At 69.5% G+C, this 15709-nt stretch carries 15 protein-coding genes; 1 reads left to right on the top strand and 14 read right to left on the bottom strand.

Going from position 1 to position 15709, the window contains the following annotated elements; translation table 11 throughout:
• Positions 1-2: 2 nt before the first annotated feature.
• Positions 3-1814, bottom strand: a complete 1812-nt coding sequence (locus AB0B58_RS20725) for a DUF3560 domain-containing protein (RefSeq protein WP_360225616.1) — start codon at positions 1812-1814, stop codon at positions 3-5.
• A 284-nt stretch (positions 1815-2098) separates the two neighbouring features.
• Complete coding sequence (locus AB0B58_RS20730; protein ID WP_360225618.1) at positions 2099-3412, bottom strand: DUF6884 domain-containing protein; 1314 nt, start codon at positions 3410-3412, stop codon at positions 2099-2101.
• 304 nt (positions 3413-3716) lie between these two features.
• On the opposite strand from AB0B58_RS20730, the gene AB0B58_RS20735 reads away from it, so the two are divergent.
• Entirely contained in the window at positions 3717-4400 is a 684-nt protein-coding gene (locus AB0B58_RS20735; RefSeq protein WP_360225620.1) for a TIGR02391 family protein, read from the top strand.
• A gap of 51 nt (positions 4401-4451) precedes the next feature.
• On the opposite strand, the gene AB0B58_RS20740 is transcribed toward AB0B58_RS20735, so the two are convergent.
• The 12 genes from AB0B58_RS20740 to AB0B58_RS20795 all read right to left on the bottom strand — a co-directional run bounded on the left by AB0B58_RS20740 (position 4452) and on the right by AB0B58_RS20795 (position 15702).
• Positions 4452-4874 carry a hypothetical protein gene (locus tag AB0B58_RS20740; protein ID WP_360225622.1) on the bottom strand — a complete coding sequence of 141 codons (423 nt, stop codon included), beginning with the start codon at positions 4872-4874 and terminating at the stop codon, positions 4452-4454.
• 179 nt (positions 4875-5053) lie between these two features.
• On the bottom strand, positions 5054-7057 hold the full coding sequence (locus AB0B58_RS20745; protein ID WP_360225624.1) for a DNA cytosine methyltransferase: 2004 nt from the start codon (positions 7055-7057) through the stop codon (positions 5054-5056).
• 125 nt (positions 7058-7182) lie between these two features.
• Positions 7183-7716, bottom strand: coding sequence for a hypothetical protein (locus AB0B58_RS20750; RefSeq protein ID WP_360225626.1), 534 nt, complete (start codon positions 7714-7716; stop codon positions 7183-7185).
• Between the two features lie 267 nt (positions 7717-7983).
• On the bottom strand, positions 7984-9474 hold the full coding sequence (locus AB0B58_RS20755; RefSeq protein ID WP_360225628.1) for a class I SAM-dependent methyltransferase: 1491 nt from the start codon (positions 9472-9474) through the stop codon (positions 7984-7986).
• Between the two features lie 154 nt (positions 9475-9628).
• On the bottom strand, positions 9629-9790 hold the full coding sequence (locus tag AB0B58_RS20760; RefSeq protein ID WP_360225630.1) for a hypothetical protein: 162 nt from the start codon (positions 9788-9790) through the stop codon (positions 9629-9631).
• Positions 9787-10194 carry a hypothetical protein gene (locus AB0B58_RS20765; protein WP_360225632.1) on the bottom strand — a complete coding sequence of 136 codons (408 nt, stop codon included), beginning with the start codon at positions 10192-10194 and terminating at the stop codon, positions 9787-9789. Before AB0B58_RS20765 ends, AB0B58_RS20760 begins: the two co-directional genes overlap by 4 nt.
• A 201-nt stretch (positions 10195-10395) precedes the next feature.
• On the bottom strand, positions 10396-10647 hold the full coding sequence (locus AB0B58_RS20770) for a hypothetical protein (RefSeq protein ID WP_360225634.1): 252 nt from the start codon (positions 10645-10647) through the stop codon (positions 10396-10398).
• Between the two features lie 107 nt (positions 10648-10754).
• Positions 10755-11894 (bottom strand): hypothetical protein, encoded by a 1140-nt coding sequence (locus AB0B58_RS20775; RefSeq protein ID WP_360225636.1) that lies wholly within the window; start codon positions 11892-11894, stop codon positions 10755-10757.
• Between the two features lie 13 nt (positions 11895-11907).
• Complete coding sequence (locus AB0B58_RS20780; protein ID WP_360225639.1) at positions 11908-12375, bottom strand: hypothetical protein; 468 nt, start codon at positions 12373-12375, stop codon at positions 11908-11910.
• Positions 12376-12463: 88 nt separating this feature from the next.
• Entirely contained in the window at positions 12464-12922 is a 459-nt protein-coding gene (locus AB0B58_RS20785; RefSeq protein WP_360225642.1) for a hypothetical protein, read from the bottom strand.
• 111 nt (positions 12923-13033) lie between these two features.
• Positions 13034-13501, bottom strand: a complete 468-nt coding sequence (locus AB0B58_RS20790; protein WP_360225645.1) for a hypothetical protein — start codon at positions 13499-13501, stop codon at positions 13034-13036.
• A 263-nt stretch (positions 13502-13764) separates the two neighbouring features.
• Positions 13765-15702 (bottom strand): hypothetical protein, encoded by a 1938-nt coding sequence (locus AB0B58_RS20795; protein WP_360225648.1) that lies wholly within the window; start codon positions 15700-15702, stop codon positions 13765-13767.
• Positions 15703-15709: the final 7 nt, after the last annotated feature.

A 15709-nucleotide genomic window follows, 5' to 3' on the forward strand; every position in this document is an offset into this window, starting at 1 on the left:
TCCTACTGTCGCTGGTCAGCCAGCATCCTGAGTTCTGCCAACAGTGGTCCCCACGGGTCGTCGCCGTCATCGTCGCTGGCCCCGCCAATTGCGGTCCGCTGTTCGACCGCGCTGTCGACCGCCGACGGTTGGGGTTCCGGGTCGGCGGCCGCAGCGACCGTCATTGTCTCTGCCTTGCTTACCTTGGCTACGGCCAACGCGGCTGCAGCCGCAGGCGGGGTTTCCTGTTCCCAGGTGCCTGCCGGGTGCACCGCGAACCACAAGGGCAGCTTGAACGTACGCTCCTGCCCACTAGCGAGTGTGATGGTCACGAACTCGCCGGACTCGCGCCGGTCGTTGACCGCTGACACCGCCGCGACCGGGCCGCAGAAGCCCCGCACCAGGTGGTCCTTGCCGTAGCCCCGGTCGTAGAAGCCGACGATCAGGTCGCCGGGCTGTACGGCGATGATGTCGTCACGGTCCCGTTTGAAGAACGACTTCACGGCGGCCCGGCGCACCGGCTCCCGGTCGGGCATCCGCCACGCCGCGGCCAGTTCTATCGGCTCGTAGGAGGCCTTCACTTCGGCAGCTGTCTCTCCCGCGGCGAGCCGGTCGTAGACGTCGACGAAGGCGGCCTTCACGTTCCGGTCGGTCGCCGTGTCGGTCACGCCTTCCAGGCACGCAGCGGCCTCGGCGTCGCTGGCGTGCATGTCGAGGCCGAGCGCGATGTTGCGTGCGAGCTCGATCCTGCCGCGTTTGAACAGCGCCTCCGTACTGGAGTCGTTGTCGGCCAGGTCTCGTTCGAGACTGCGCCAGCGTGCGATTTTGCGGGCTAGCTCCACCGGCCACGGCTCGCCGTTTGGTGTGTCCCACTGCATGCCGTCGCGGCGCCGCCCGGCAACCTTGTCCCAGGGGATGGTGCGCGGCCAGCCCCAGCTGCTGCCGGTGACGCTGATCGACTTCGTGTTGACACGGGTCACCTCGTACCAGTCGCCGAAGCCGTGGTGCCGCACCGAGTCGCCCTTGACGAAGTGCTCCCGGGCCCAGAGCACGAACTTGCCAGACTCCTCGTGCGCGGCCAGTTGGGCACGCCAGTAGGTGATCTGCTCGTCGGCGTGAGCGATCCAGCGTTGCAGATCCTCGCTCCGCCTACTCGTGGCCGGCTCGTGTGTCTCCACGAATGCGACATCGCCGCTGCCGTTGCGGAAGTTCCGTTCGTAGCCGTCGAGTTCGCGCTGGTAGCGCCGCTTGTCGGCCTCCAGCTTCTCGATGCGGCGCATCGTGGTGCGCGGGTTCTCCCGCTGCTTCTGATGGGCGACCGCGCCGCGCGCACGGTCGGCGAGGTGCTCGCCCTTCTTCCACAGTTCGACGGCCTTGCCGCGGTGGTTGTCGGCGCGGCTGAGGTCGCGGCGGTGCCTGCCGGCCGAATAGTGATCGACCAAGATGGGCTGCCCGAAGGGGATGCCGTCGGTGATGGACCGGGCCGCATCGAGGCGGGCGTCGCCGGCAGCGTCCGCCTTCCCGGCTCGCACGGCGTAGCGCTCGGCACGATCTTCCGCTCGTTCCTGTCGCTCGGCTTCGACGACCGCGGTCGGACGCGGCGTGTTGTCGATCTCGATGGTGACCTCGTGCCCAGCGTCGCGCAGTGCGCTCGCGGCACGGTTGATGATCCAGGTCTTGGCATCGAGGTCGCGGCTCGGCCGGATGTGGATTCCCTGGCCGCGGCGCCAGGTGAAGCCGTTCCTGCGAACGATCTCGTAGACGCCGTCCTTCTTCTGCGAGCCGGTGAGCTTGGTGCCGTCCTGGTGAGTGTGCGTGATGGTCAGGTGTGCCATTACTCGGGTGCCTCCGATGGCGTACGTGACTGTTCAGGCAAAGGGCTGGGAACGCGAACGCCCGCCCCGGCGGGATGCCGGAACGGGCGTTCGTCGGAAGGGATGGGGATCGGTCAGGTGCGCAGGGTTCGGCGGGATTTCTCGATGTTCCTGTCACGGAGCAGGTTGCGCCGAGACGTGCGCCCTGGTGTGCGTTCGTGCAGGTCAGAGGTGTGGAGAGGTGGCGGCGGCTGGTCGGGTCGGGACAAGGTAGTTGATCGGGACCGGGTCGCCAAATGAGCAGGTCAGACGGCGGCTGGCAGGTCTTCCAGCAGATACGCCCACGGGTCCGACCGTGGCCCGGACGGGGCACGTGCGGCGAGCGCGCGTTGCCGGTGCGCCCACTCGCGGGCGGCCTGCGGGCAGTTGCGCTCCCATTTGACGAGGCCGTGCGGGCACAAGTCCGCGCGGCGGCGCATGTCGTCGGACCAACCCGCCGAGTCGATCGAGGTGACGAGATCCCCAACCGCTTCCAACAGGCGGCCCTTGCCGCCGAACAGATGTAGCCGGTGCAGCCCGGCCGCGTGCAGCATCTCGACGATCTGGGCCGCCTCGCCCGGTGGCCGACCGAGTAGCGCGCCCACCCCGACCAACGGCTCGGAGTGCAGGTCGATGCCGGCTCGCCGGTATATGTCCAGGTGCCGCAGGTACCCGGCCGGTGTCGTTCCGGTGACCACGGTCAGAATCTGCACGCCGGTGTCCGCCGCCCGTAACTGCGCGGCCGAGACGGTGGTGCGAATCTGATGATCGAACTCGGTCAGCCCGGTCGCCCGCAACGCCGTCGGGCTCGCCGGCCAGTCCTGCGCCGCCGCCCACACCAACCGACCGACCTCGGTGCGATACCGGCGGATGTCGGCGGTGTACTGGCTGCCCGACACCGTCCACCCTCGGTGCTTCACCAGCTCCCGGTAGCCGCCCGAGTCAAGCACCCACGGCGCGGCCGCCACGGGCAGCCCGACGAGGTCGCGGAGCCGGTCGTATGACACCAGCACCGGTGCCGGGGTGCTCCACCAGAACGCGTTGACGTCCGCGCCGATCCATACGGCCAGCCCCGCGCCGGACGCGCTGCCGCTGCGAGGACTGTGGTCAGGGCGGCCGCCGACGAACGCGTTGACCCGCCGCTGCTCGCCGTTGCCTCGGCACCCCTCGTAGGCATCCATCGGATATACGTGCAGCGTGCGCAGCGCCTCGTTCAGCGGCCGGAGGTAGGCCTGTGGCAGCAACGCGACCACCTGCGACCGCCACCCGATCCCGAACGCTTTCGCCTGCGTGGCCAGGGTGGCAACCGTCACCGATCCCGGCGCGTCGATGCGCTGGTCGTACGGTGCCAGCACCCGATCCAGCTCCACCAGGCCGAATTTGCCGGACAGCAGCAGCACCCGAGCCGGCCCGTGCTGCGCGGCCAATTCCGCGTTCTCCAGCGTGTGCCGAAACATCTGTCCCCGGTAGAGGTCCCTAGCCCGGGCGGGCCGGTCCCATTTGGCACGACCGCAGGGAATCACATACGTGACGCCCTGATACAGCGGCGCTGGGCACCCCAATTCGAGTGTTGCGGTCATAGGTCCACCGGCTTTCAAGACGTGCCCCCATGGGTGGTCGAGCGGATCGGTCCCGTCTGCATGGCCGGAATGATCTCGGCAAGGACCCGTAGAGGATTCGGGCCGGGTCGCCGAGACCGAGCTCCCGGGTCAGGGTGGTGAGCAGCCGCTGGCCGGGGCCGCGTTTGAAATCCGAGGTGCTTATCTGCACTTCACCCGATCGGATGGCGGTGGCCTGATCGAGGCATCCTGGATCCGGTCGCTGGCTGCAGAGCGAGGGGAAACCTAGTGGGCCGAGTGCTCCGGCGACCACGACAATGCAACGGTGCCTAATGGATTGAACCTGACTGATGATCAGATCGTTGCGCTGCCGCTGGACGAGTTGGCGTTGCTGATCTTGCGTGATGCCGACAGAACCAACGCATGGAACTGGCGCAGCTGGCTGCTTGAGGCGAGGCAGGCCGGGGTGAAGCGCCCGGATGCCGCGCTGGCGTTGAGTGAGGCTTGGAACTGGTTGGATCGTCACGGCTTGGTCGTATGGAGCTTGACCAATGACGTCGACAAGGGCTTCGAGATCAGTCGTAAGGGACGGCAATTGCTGCAGGATGGCCTGCAGTGGCTGCGTGCGGTGGAGCGGTTGGACGTTGAGCTGGTTCCAGCGCTCGAGCACGTCGCGCGCCCGCAGTTCCTTCGAGGTGACTTTGAGACTGCCGCGTTCGCGGCGATGAAGGAAGTCGAGGTCCAAGTTCGAGCGAAAGCCGGGCTCGGCACTGGGCCGGACGAGGTCGGGGTCAAACTTATGACGAAGGCGTTTCGGCAGGGCGGCCCGTTGTTCCGCGAGGATCTGGAGGGTGGTGAGTCGACCGCGCAGATGAACCTGTTCCAAGGTGCGATCGGGCTGTTCAAGAATCCGTCGAGCCATCGGCGGGTGGACTTCAGTGACGCCACGGAGGCTGCGGAGATCGTGCTGTTGGCTGACTTGCTGTTGCGGTTGCTCGACAAGATCTAGGAATCGTGTTCGAGGCCGGCTTAGGAGTGCTTGTGGCGGCGGCGTGGGGCGTCACGGCGCCGGGACGGCAAGGTCCATGGGCGACGCCGTCGGCGCGGTGCAGGAACCCTTGTGCCAGGGCAGATTGCATATCCGGCCGGGCGCGGCGCCGCACGAATGCGGCATCGCGCGGACCAGGGTGAGCGTGGTGTCGTGGTGGAAGCCGAGGAGCCGCCTGTCTGGCTGGCCGATGATGTGGGCCATGGAGTGGCATCCGGGGATCTGGGTGAAGATGTCACTGGCGTCGAGCGTCGCGGCGGGGCCGATGAGGGTGGCCCAGAGATCGATGGTGATGCCATTCCAGCTGCGCCACCGCTGGTCTTCGCAGCAGCCCACCGCCATGGTGGAAATGCTGTCGGGTAGCAGGACCACAGTGCGCCCGCCGGGGCAGCCGTGGCTACGGGGTGGGCGAGGCATGAACAGCAGGTCACGCACCTTTGCCTGAATCGTGGTTTCTTTCCTGATCGGGTGGCGGATGTCAGATCGCGTCGTGAAGCAGCTGGTCGACCATGTCGCCGTTGCACCAGCCGAGCATGGTCATGAATTCCTCGCGGCGGGGGATAGGCGGTCCGCGCGCCGGCTGTGCGCGGACCGCGGGTTCGGGTCGAGGGGCATCAGAAAATCGGGTGTGGGATGAGGACCTCGGCGACGCGCTCGCCGATCCACTGGGCGACGTTGCAGCTCACGGCGTTCCCGGCCTGCATCGTCTGTTCGCCGCTGCCGCCGAGGACGAGGTAGTCGTCGGGGAAGGTCTGGGCGCGCAGGCTTTCGCGGGACTTGAGCATCCGGTAGAAGGCGTCGAAGACGTCGGCGTCGGCGCGGGCGGCCAGTTCCTCGGCGGTGACCATGGCGAACCGGTCGCGGGTGGAGACGGTCCCGATCGGCTCGCCGGTGGTGCTGGCCGCGCCCGTCGAGTAGTACGGGACGACCAGGGCGTTGTGGCGGGCGGTCGTGACGGTCGCCAGCGGGCCCTCGATCGGTAGGGCCTCGGCGTGGTTGCGCTGCACGTCGATGAACGCGCCGGGGTACGGGGTGACCAGGGCTTCGCATCCCTTCTCGTTGGCCATCACGGTGCGGCCCGGCCCGGCGGTCAGGTCGATCGGGTCCTCGGCCCAGGTGCCGCCGACCGGCACGGACATGGGCGGGATGACGATGCCGTCGCCCATCTTGGTGGTGCACGCCGCGAGAGGATAGCTGTCGAGGGGGTGGATGCGGTCGTTGTCGTGGTTGCTGTTGACTCGGAACGCCCCCGTCGGCGGCGGGGTGAGCAGGCCGTGGTGGTCGATCGTAATGACGGTGCCGAACGGTTCGTCGCCGACGCCCGTGCACATGCGGCCGGGGTCTTGGTCGTCGGTGAAGTTCTTGACGTAGAACGCGCCGGGCGGGACGACGGCGCCGAGCGTGGGCGAGCACTGGGCGGTGGCCATCGGGGCCTGGTCGGCCGGCCACGCCCGCAGGTAGCCGGGACGCTCGTAGGTGTTCCCGGCGATGGTGGCGACCATCCGCCGGTTGCCGTACTTGCGCATCCCGGCCCGGATACGGGCCATCGTCTTGGGCGCGAGCCCTTCCGGCTTGCGGTCGGTGCGGGGCAGGTCGCCGATGCGAACCCCGAGGTCGGACCAGTCGATCGCGGTCGCCGCGGGCAGGACGTACGGCTCGACACGCAGTCCGCAGCCGCTGTTCGGGCAGGTGTACCAGTATTGCCCGTAGGAGGAGTTCGGGTTGCGCCGGTAGCGGCCGACCCGGAATTTCCGGTTGTGCATCTTCGGCAGCCATGTCTGCACGCCGTGAACGTCGCGCTCGCAGGTGAAGCACCGCGAGATCGGACGGGGTTCGATGTCGGGGGTACGGCCGATATCCTTGCGGACGAACACGATGTAGAGCCGATCGCGCCACTGCGGGGCGTATGGGATGCCGTCACCGCCGACGTGCGCGCTGTTCACGCTCACCAGCTGGTAGTGGTAGCCCAGGCGTGCCATTCCGGCCAGCCACCAGTCGAACAGTTCCCACCGCTCGGCCACGTCGGGCACGTTCTCGATCAGGACGGCTTTGAACCGCCACACTTCGGTGGCGCGGATGACGTCCATGAACGTCGCCCGGGTGCGTTCGCGGCCCTTCTCGCTGACATGACCGAGCATCTCCACCGTGTCGAAGCCGTCGTCGGAACGCTTCGGGCCGCCGTTGCCGCCTGCGGGACTGAGCTCCGTACAGATCGGCGAGGCCCAGAGCACGTCCGCGCCGCGCGGCAGGTACCGGAAGTCGTAGTTGTTGACGTCGGCGCACAGATGCTCGGCGTCGGCGAAGTTCGCCGCGTGCGTGTCGATCGCGGTCGCCCAATGATTCGCGGCCAGCAGCAGCTCGTACCCGGCGGCTGCCAGGCCGATGGACGAGCCGCCCGCGCCGCAAAAGATGTCGACGAACTTCAAGCCGTTGCTGCGCTTCGGCGCCCACAACCGCCCGCCGGTGGTGATGTAGTTGAGGCGTTGCTGTTCGCGGCGGGCCTTGGCCTGGGCGGCGCGGAACCTGTCGTTAGTGGCCTTGGGGTTGACCTGGTTGGCTTCGGCGCGGCGGGTGGCGGTCTTGCTGACGGGCTTGGCGGCGAGCGCGGTAGCAGACAAGTGTTGGGTGCCTCCAACAAGAACGCCGCCCGGACGACCCCGGGCGGCGAAAGGGTGAACCTCGGCAAGGGTGGGGAACCGGCAGGATCAGCAGAGGCACAGCGCCAGCACAGGGCGCGGCGCGCTCAGCTGTCGTCGTGCCTGAGCCGGTCGACGAAGACCCGCAGCAGGGCCGCCAGCTCCGAAGACAGGGGGCGATGGCCGGGTTCGGGAGGCAGATCCTGGTACCGGCGAAGCCCGGCCTTGATTCGGGCCATGGTGGCGTCAGAGAGCGCGCGGCGCTTGACCGCTACGAGCGGTGTCGACCATCCGCACGCGGCCGGCACGGCACACCCGACACGGGTCGAGGCGTACCGCCAGCCCGGGACCTGCTCAAGCCTCTCGACCTTCATGATCGGGTCCGGCTGCGGCTTGATGGTGAGGCGGTGGAACGACTCGCTGACGTGCGTTTCGCGGAACAGCGGGTAGGTGGTGCTGCCTTGCTTGAGGACGAACGCCCAGATGGTGTCTAGGTCCTGGCGAGCAGGGCTTTGGCCGCAGGTGTCGGAGCAACGGCGCTCGGCCCGGTCGATGTAGGTCGCGGACGCGGGCTGCGGGTCGTTCTCGTCGTCGGTGGTTACACGAGGTGGGGTGCGATGGGCTGTGTCGATGCTGGTCATGGGCGTGGTGCCTCCAAATGCGAGATGCCGCCCGGGCAGGCCGGGCGGCATGGGCGTGGACGTGGGTACGGCGCATGTGCGCAGGGGTTCCGGACGGCGCAGCAGCTGTCTGGTGGACCGGGCAGGACGGTACGGTGGAATGCTGGCCGGGTTAAACACCGCAGGTCAAGAGGGGTTTGCCTGGCGCAGTGCACGCAGCGGGCATGGGCGCTGCGCAGGACACGCGGCCTGCGGGGGTGCGTACCCGCAGGCGCGGCCTACGCGCGGTTACGACACCATGTTGAGTTCCCACTCCAGATGCTCGATCTCGGCGAGGACGGCGCCCCACGGGTCCGGTTCGCCGGTCACCGCGATGGCGGGCGCGTCCGGGTCGGTGCGCCACAGCAGCGCGGCGCGGTCGGCGTCGTCGAGGTCCGCGACCGGGTCGAGCCGGTCGGCGTACGCCCGGAGGTACGCCGCGGCGATCCGGTCCGGGCCGCCGCGCAGCGCTCCGGCCTGCCGCGCCTCAATCAGTTCCACCTCGGTGGCGGCGTCGTCGACGCCGGCGACCACCCGCAGGGCCGCTTGCACGCGGGTGTACCGCTCGCGTTCCAGGCTGTCGACGGGGATCATCCCGCCTCGGCTCAGCAGCAGGCTCCACACCGAGGTCGCGGCCGCCTTAGTCGGCGGCTGGCGCCACAGGTGCTGGGCGACGGTGAACGCACCGTCGTTCGACTCACGGTCGTTGAAGCAGTTGAAGCACAGACCCACCGTCAATCCGGCCTTGTCGTGCTCCTCCGCTCGCAGGCAGGAGTGGGCAGCGTGATTGCCGAGGGCCTGGTCGTCGGCCCCGTCGAATTCCCACAGCAGCCACCCGCACCGCCAGCACTGCGCCCGGTACCGGAACACCCGATCTTCGTTCGACCAGGTGTCGTGCCACACCTGCACCGGGGCTTGCTGCACCGCCCGCGTGGTCAGCCACGGAACCTTCACCCGGACCGGTTCGATCGCGTCCGGGTAGTGCCGGAACAGCCACGGCGGCCGCCCTTCCTGCCCGGGCACCGGCCGGGCCAGCCAGATCACGCACGTCTGCTGCCCGCCGGGAGAGGTGTCGTTCGGTAGCTTCGCCCATCCACCGAAGTCGTCGGCCAGCTGCCGCATATCGCGGTGCCGCTGGTCTTCGCGGAACGCGAGTCCGGCCGGCACGACGGCGACCAGGCGCCCGCCGGGTTCCAGCATGTTCCACGCCAGCATGACGTGGTCGATCCAGACCGCGGCCCGCTGACCCGGCAAGGTGAACGGCGGATTCATCACCACCGCGTCGAACCGGGCGTCCTTGCCCGCGCTTGCGGCGTACTCCTCGAAGCTGGTGTTGACGACGGTGACCCGGCCGCCGTGACCACCCACCAGCGCGGCCCGCTCGGTGTTCGGCTCGATCGCGACGACCTGGATCTCGTCGTTGGCCTCCAGGATCGCCCGCACGAGTTGCCCGTCACCGGCGGACGGCTCCAGCACCCGTGACCCGGCCGGCATCCGCGCGAGGTCGCTGAATGGCTCCGTGGTCAGTTCCTCGGCGAGCACCTCCGGGGTGGGCACGTAGCCCTCGGCTTGCGCCGGGCTGCGGTACTCGCCGGTCTTGATCACCTGACGGACCGCCGGTCGGCAGTCGTAGCCGAACGTGAATGCGCTGTGGCGGGCCTGGTAGGAGCCGCCGAGCGTGGTGAGGACCTTGGCGACGGCATTCCACAGGTCCGGGTCGAGCCGCTGGGTGATGTGCACCTGATTAGGGCGGATATCGGCTTCGGTCAGGGCAGTTCGCGTGCGCTGGTCTGCCTGATGCAAGATGGGGTCTCCAGGATGTGTTGGGGAACCGTCTTGGAAAGCGCGGCCGGGCCCAGGGGGTGCCTCCCCGCATGGCCCGGCCGCGCTGAAATCACTGGTCGAAGGCGTCCGCGTACTCGGCGGCCTGCTCCGCCTCCATCCGGTCCAGCTCGCTTTCGGTCAGGCCGTCGTACTCGGCCGCGTGCGCTCGGCAAAGCGCCTCCGGGTCGATGTCATCGGTGAGGTTTCCGGCGCACCAGGGGCATCTGCTCATGGGCGACGCCCCTCGAGGTCCGCGAGCGCGCTCGCGAGGTGCGCTGCGGTGTCCGGGTCGATGTCGCCGGACGCCACCACGCCGCGCTCCTGCCGAAGGCGCTCTCGCAGGCCGAACTCATCGAGGTTGGCCCACTGCTGTAGCGCGGCGACGGTGGTCGCGTCGATGACGAGGCCGCGCCCCAGGTCCAGCGCGAGCGCATCGTTGACGCCGGCGAACGTGCCGAAGCTGTAGCTGCGCACGCGCTGGCCGCCGGCGGTGGCGAAGACGACCTCGGCGGCGCGTTCGTGCAACTCGACGAGGTAGATGTTGCCCAGGGTGTCCTGACAGGCGGTTTGGTCGTCCGGCTCGCCCGGCAGCGACGCGGTGTCGTGCTCGGAGGTGTGGTGCTCGGGTGCGGTCATCATGGGTCCTTCCATGGCGCAGGGACCGCCCGGGGACGGTCCCTGCGATCTCTGTGGGCAGGCGGGGTGCCGGTCCGGTGGCCCGAGCGGTTGCCCCGCGAGGTCAAGGTCTGGATGGTCGAGCGGCGGCTGGCATCGGTGGTCCGCCGTGTGCCAGCCGCCGCGGGGCAGCTCAGCTGCTGGTGGAGGGGACCGCGGTTGTTAGAGCGCCCAGGCGTAGACCCGGTGTTCGGGGCCGATCTGTCGGGCGGCGGCCGCGAATCCGGTGCCGAATTCGCGTCCCTCGTTGATGCGCTCGACCTGGGCGGCGGCCCGGGCAGCTCGGTCGTGCCGGGCGACGATCGCCGACTGGCCCCGGCGGGCGGTCAGGGCGGCGGCGATCTGCGCCTTCGTCGGCACCGTGGGGTCGGACTGTGCGGGTACGGGTTCCCAGGTCAACCGGTTGAGATCCACTGATGTGTGCGCCTTCCTGTCTGCGGGCCGGGCGGGGATGCCCGGCGCCGGCACGGCAGCAGCCCGGCTCAGGTGCCGGGCTGCCACCGGTGCGGGCGCCGGGACGGTCAGCGGGGTACCGCGAAGGCGGCGAGGACGAGATGTGCCGCCTCGGTCACGGTCGTGTGGGTGCGCATGACCTCGTGCACCTGGCCGATAGACAGGCCGTGAAGCGTGAGCATGTCCTCGTGGAAGGACCACGTGCCGTTCTCGATGTCGGCGTCCCCGGCCGGGATCGCTCGCAGCGCATCGATGGCCGCTCCCACGTGCTCGGCGGTGACGTCGATGCGGAGGCCGCCACCGTCGTACGCGGCCTCCTCGGTGGCATAGGCCAGACCGGCTGCCCGGGCGATTGCGTGCGACGACCGCAGCGAGTGGTGGTCGCCCGGGTAGTCGGCCAGGGCCTGTTCGGTCAACTCCCCTCCGGTCAGCGCCGTGACGATCCCGTGCAGCGCGGACGCGAACTGGGACTGCCAGATGTTGAGCGTCGCGGACATCGCTCCGGCCACCCGATGGCGCAGCGTCACGGCCTCGGACGCCTCGCTTACCGCGTCCAGGTGCTCGCCGGTGATGATCCGGTAGGCCAGCCCCACCGCGTCCCGCGCCGAATCGCTGGCCTGCTGGCGCGCTTCGGCCTCGCTGTTCGTGCTCCTGGTCTCGTCCGCCGTGTCGTGCGGCTCGGCGGCCTCCTCGTCCCGCGCTGCCATCACCGTGGCCGCTGCGGTCAGGAACCTGGTGATCAGGTCCGCGAACGCGGCGGGCCTGGCGCTGCTCTCGCTGGTGGCGGGTGTGCCCGTGAGTGGCGTGAGGGTGTGGAAGTCCCAGTTCTCGGCGTGCAGGTCGAGGATCTTCTCCTCGGCGGCGTCCTCGCCGGCCGCAGTCGGACCGTGGAACGTGAATCCGCTGCTCAGGGTTCCGGTGACCAGCACGTACTGCTCGGTGCGGAACCGGTCGACGAGGGCCTGCCCCACGTTCGCCAGTTCCTCCGGGTAGCCGGTCAGTTCGACATCTCCGGCCAGCCGCACGCCTGCCCGTCGAAACCCGACGATCCGGCCGTCGAGCAGCGTGTCGCCCTCCCGGTAGAACGCCGTGATGTAGTCGCTGCGGATCGCGTTGTCGCTGATGGGGTTCTCCTCTCCTCGGCGCGAGCACGGCTGCTCGGCGCCACTCGGCGACCCGCCACCCCGCGCCGGCGGGGTGGCGGGCACCGGGCAGCACCGATCAGCGGCAGTCGTTCTCGGCTATCGGCTCGCCGCCGGGGTGCACGCCGAGTTCCAGGAGCGGCCGGACCTGCGCTCCATCGAGGTCGCCGTCGTCATCGAGGGCGGCGAGAGTGTCGGCTGCCTCTCGGGTCTGCGCCTTGCGGTCACCGATGAGCCCGTTGAGGTACGCCTCGGCTGTCAGCCAGTCGCGGATCTCGCCGTGGTTGCCGTCGGAGTGGTAGCCGTCGCTGTGCCCGAGGAGCACGTCGACCCCAATGCGGTGGAAGGCGAACGCGGCCAGATACCGGGCCAGCGCGTCCGCCTCGTCGCAGAAGAGTGCCCCGTAGGCGAATCCGTCGCCTGCGTCGACCCGGGCGATGGTCTCCGCGAGGTCGAGAGCGGCGATGTGACGGCGGCCGCCGAGCCGCTCGGCGAGAGCGTCGCCCAGGGCCGCCAACGTGCCGGTCAGCCGGGTCTTGAGCGTCAAGGTAGTGTCTCCGTTCGCTCGTGGACGGTGGGTGTGCTGGCGCAGGCCCGGCCGGTTGGCGGGCTGTCGGCGGCGGAGTTCACGGCGGTCAACCGGCGAACTGAAACGCGTTGTCGTTCACGCAGGCGCTCGGGGTGCCCCTGACGTGCAGGTCGTGGCTAGCCGAGCGGTCGCGCCATGTGCGGGCCTCGTGGCCCCAGTCGCTGACGCTGACGATGCGGGGCCACAGGTGCCAGCGCTCGGCGGCGGCGAGGCGCTCGCCGACGGCGCGGGTGCGGTCCTTACCGGTGAGGCTGTCGTGCACGTCGCTGGCGGCGAACGCGGCCATCAGGGTGTGGACGACCTGGAACATCCACGTGCCGACGCGAAACGGCCGGGATTCGCCCCACGCGTCGCTGACGTACTCGCGCCAACCGTCGTTGACCTGGCGGTTGATCTCGCGGGCGACCTCATCGGGGACGAGGATCACGTCTCGGTAGGCCCAGTCGAGGACGATCCTGATCTGGTCGGCGGTCAGGTACGGCAGCACCTGCATGGTGTCCGGCAAGGCGGTGGCCCTTTCTGCACACGGAGGCTGAGGGTGAAAGCGGACCGGCCGCGGCCTCAGGTGAGGTCGCGGCCGGACGCCGGATGTCGCGGTGGGGGACGTTTGTGCTGCTCAGCGCTTGCCACCGCGCCGGAGGGTGTTGCGGGGACGGCGCGGCAGGGCGGGCCGCTTGGCATCAACGGCCAGGGCGGCGCCGTCGCAGGTATGGGCGATCTCGGCGCTGGCGGCCAGGCACTGGTAGTGCCCGCAGCCGATGGCGTCGATCGAGCAGCCGCAGCCGTGGACGCAGGTGACGCACCGGCCGGAGATCTCCGCGACGGTCGCTGTCATGCGGCCGCGCTCGTCGGTGGCCCACCCGGTCGTGGTCCGGTACCCGGCGTGCCGCTGCAGCAGCCGGTCGGCCTCGTCGGTGACGCTCTGCCCGTGCAGCCGCAGCAGATGCGGGTTGATCCGGATGGTGACGGCCTCGCCGTCGACGGTGACCCGCAGGATCGGGTCACCGTAGCGGGGGACATCGATCTCGGCGGTGACCGTGAACGCGGCGTCGAGCGTGCTGGCGGGGGCGGTGGTGATCGACATGGCGAACGTCCTTTCGGCAGGTGGGCGTGGTGGAGCGCCCGGCGATCCGCCGGGTGATGCGTACAGGGGTGGGTGGCGCAGGTGCGCCGGAGCCGTGGACACCGCAAAGGATGTCCGGTTGGACCGGACAAAACCTAGGGCAGGCTGGTCCCAGGACCAAGAACCCCAGGTCAGGAGAGGTTTGCCCTGCGTGGCGCGCGCTGTGCGCACGCCGCGTGTTGGGCGCTGGTGCGTGTCTGCGGGGACGGGCTCACGGGCTTGGCTCAGATGCCGAGTTCCGCGAACAGGCCCGACCAGCCCGCGAAGGCGTCGTCGACCGGGTCGACGGCGCTCGCCGGCGAGATGTCGGCGAGGTCATCCGCCGCGCTCGGCGGGGCGCCGGACGGCGCGATCTGCTGGGCGGGTCGGCGCAGGCGCCACACGTGAAGGCTCAGCCCGTCCCAGCCGTCGGGGTAACCCGCGATCGTGTGGTCGGGCTTGTAATCCTCGCCCGCCCGGACCAGCTTCTCGGCCAGCTCCAGGTCTGCGTCACGGATCGACTGGTGGATGCGCTCGACCAGCACGGCCGCGCCGGTCGTGTAGTCGAAGTCCGCGTCCGGCTCCGGCACGATCCCCGGGTGGTCCTTCGGGTTGCACTGCGGGTCCACGCACGAGTCGATGTGCGCGCAGATCGGGCAATGCGCGGCCCGGTCCGCGCTGTCCTTCAGCCCTGCCCATGGGCAGGTGAACAGGTGGTAGCAGACCGGGCAGGTGACCTGATCCGGTTTGAGCCCGTACACGTGCGACGACTTGTCGCCCTCGGGCAGGTCGATCCGCCCGCACCAGCAAGGGTTGGTCAGTCCTTGCCGCCCGCCGCCAAGGTCGACGGGCACCGGGTACCCCGCCCGGACGTGGAACCGGCTGCCCGGTGTTCCCGGCTCGCGCACCTGCGCGTCGGAAGACTGTGCCGTGTGCCCGCTGGCGGCCGACTCATCGTCCGGGCTCGCGTCGGGATAGCGCGGCGCCCCAGCGCAGTGACCGACCTCGGTCGTCTTCCCCCACTCGCCGTGCGGGAGTCCGCACTGCGGGCAGAACGGCAGCATGACGTAGTTTCCCCACCAGTGCCCGGTCGCGCCGACCCGGGGACCAGCGACCTCGCCGGGGCACAGCTGGCAGTCTTCCGCCTCGCCGCCGTGCTGGATCGAGCGGTGCCGGTAGGCGATCACCATCCTTGAGTAGGCGACCCGCCGCTGATAGCGCTCCCAGGTGTCGCGGCCGCCGATCGCCGCGCCGCCGTATGCGGCCACCCAGAAGTCGTCTCGGCGCCGGTCGATGAAATGCGCCGTCCCGGCTGCGTTGACCACTCGTAGGGTGCAGCCGTCGTTCGTGGACTTCTCGTGCACCTCGACGATCCCGTGCTCGGGGTGCTGCACGTTGAACCCGACCGGTGGGTTCTTCAAGGGCCACCAACCGGCTTTCGGCACCTTGGTCAGCGCCCGCTCGTCGTGCCGGGCTTGGACAGCTTCCACGATCGCCCGGACGATCTGGCCTTGGCGGGCATACCGCTGGCGCATCACGCAGTCCTGATCCACGTAGACGGCCGTGTAGCCGTCGCGGCCGGAGAGCAGCGAGTCGCGGGACTCGTACGACAGCTGCCGTACCGCGAAGGGGCCGACGGTGAACCATGATCCGTCGACCCGGCGCACCCCCGGCAGCTGCGACCACGCGGTGCTGCCGATGAAGCCGTCCTTCGCCGGTATCCCCGTGTCGCGGGCGACCCGTTGCATCACCTCCCGGCCCTGGGTGACAACGCCGAACTCTCCGGTCGAGGCCTCGGCGGGGATGGGCACGACATCGCGGTCCAACGGCGTCGTCACCGCCGGAGTGCCGACACAGGTCGCCAACTCGCATGCGTCGTCACCCACCAGGTGCTCGCAGGTCGGCGGTTCCGGCTGCTCCGGCGGCAACTTCACCCAGGCGTGGCCGGGCACGAACCGCTCGGGCGAGACTTCCGGTGCCGTGTAGTGGATCGCGTTCTCGTCGACGTGGAAGTGTGCCGCGATGGCCGCCGTCAGCGGCCCGCTGTCGCATCTGCCGTCGACAAATTCCGCGCGGACGTCGGCGACAACGACGCCGCTGTCGCGGACTGTCCATCGGACGCTCTTCGTGTACCGCCGCTCGTTGATGTCGAGGTTCACCCGTTGCCGGGCTGGCTTGGCCATGGTTCGT

The organism is Actinoplanes sp. NPDC049118, assembly GCF_040648555.1.
Classification (GTDB): Bacteria; Actinomycetota; Actinomycetes; order Mycobacteriales; family Micromonosporaceae; genus Actinoplanes.

What these genes read in the sequence shown, in the direction of transcription:
- AB0B58_RS20725 (WP_360225616.1), bottom strand. Translation starts at nt 1,814, where the DNA reads ATGGCACACCTGACCATCACGCACACTCACCAGGACGGCACCAAGCTC.
- AB0B58_RS20730 (WP_360225618.1), bottom strand. Translation starts at nt 3,412, where the DNA reads ATGACCGCAACACTCGAATTGGGGTGCCCAGCGCCGCTGTATCAGGGC.
- AB0B58_RS20750 (WP_360225626.1), bottom strand. Translation starts at nt 7,716, where the DNA reads ATGACCAGCATCGACACAGCCCATCGCACCCCACCTCGTGTAACCACC.
- AB0B58_RS20760 (WP_360225630.1), bottom strand. Translation starts at nt 9,790, where the DNA reads ATGAGCAGATGCCCCTGGTGCGCCGGAAACCTCACCGATGACATCGAC.
- AB0B58_RS20765 (WP_360225632.1), bottom strand. Translation starts at nt 10,194, where the DNA reads ATGACCGCACCCGAGCACCACACCTCCGAGCACGACACCGCGTCGCTG.
- AB0B58_RS20790 (WP_360225645.1), bottom strand. Translation starts at nt 13,501, where the DNA reads ATGTCGATCACCACCGCCCCCGCCAGCACGCTCGACGCCGCGTTCACG.
- AB0B58_RS20795 (WP_360225648.1), bottom strand. Translation starts at nt 15,702, where the DNA reads ATGGCCAAGCCAGCCCGGCAACGGGTGAACCTCGACATCAACGAGCGG.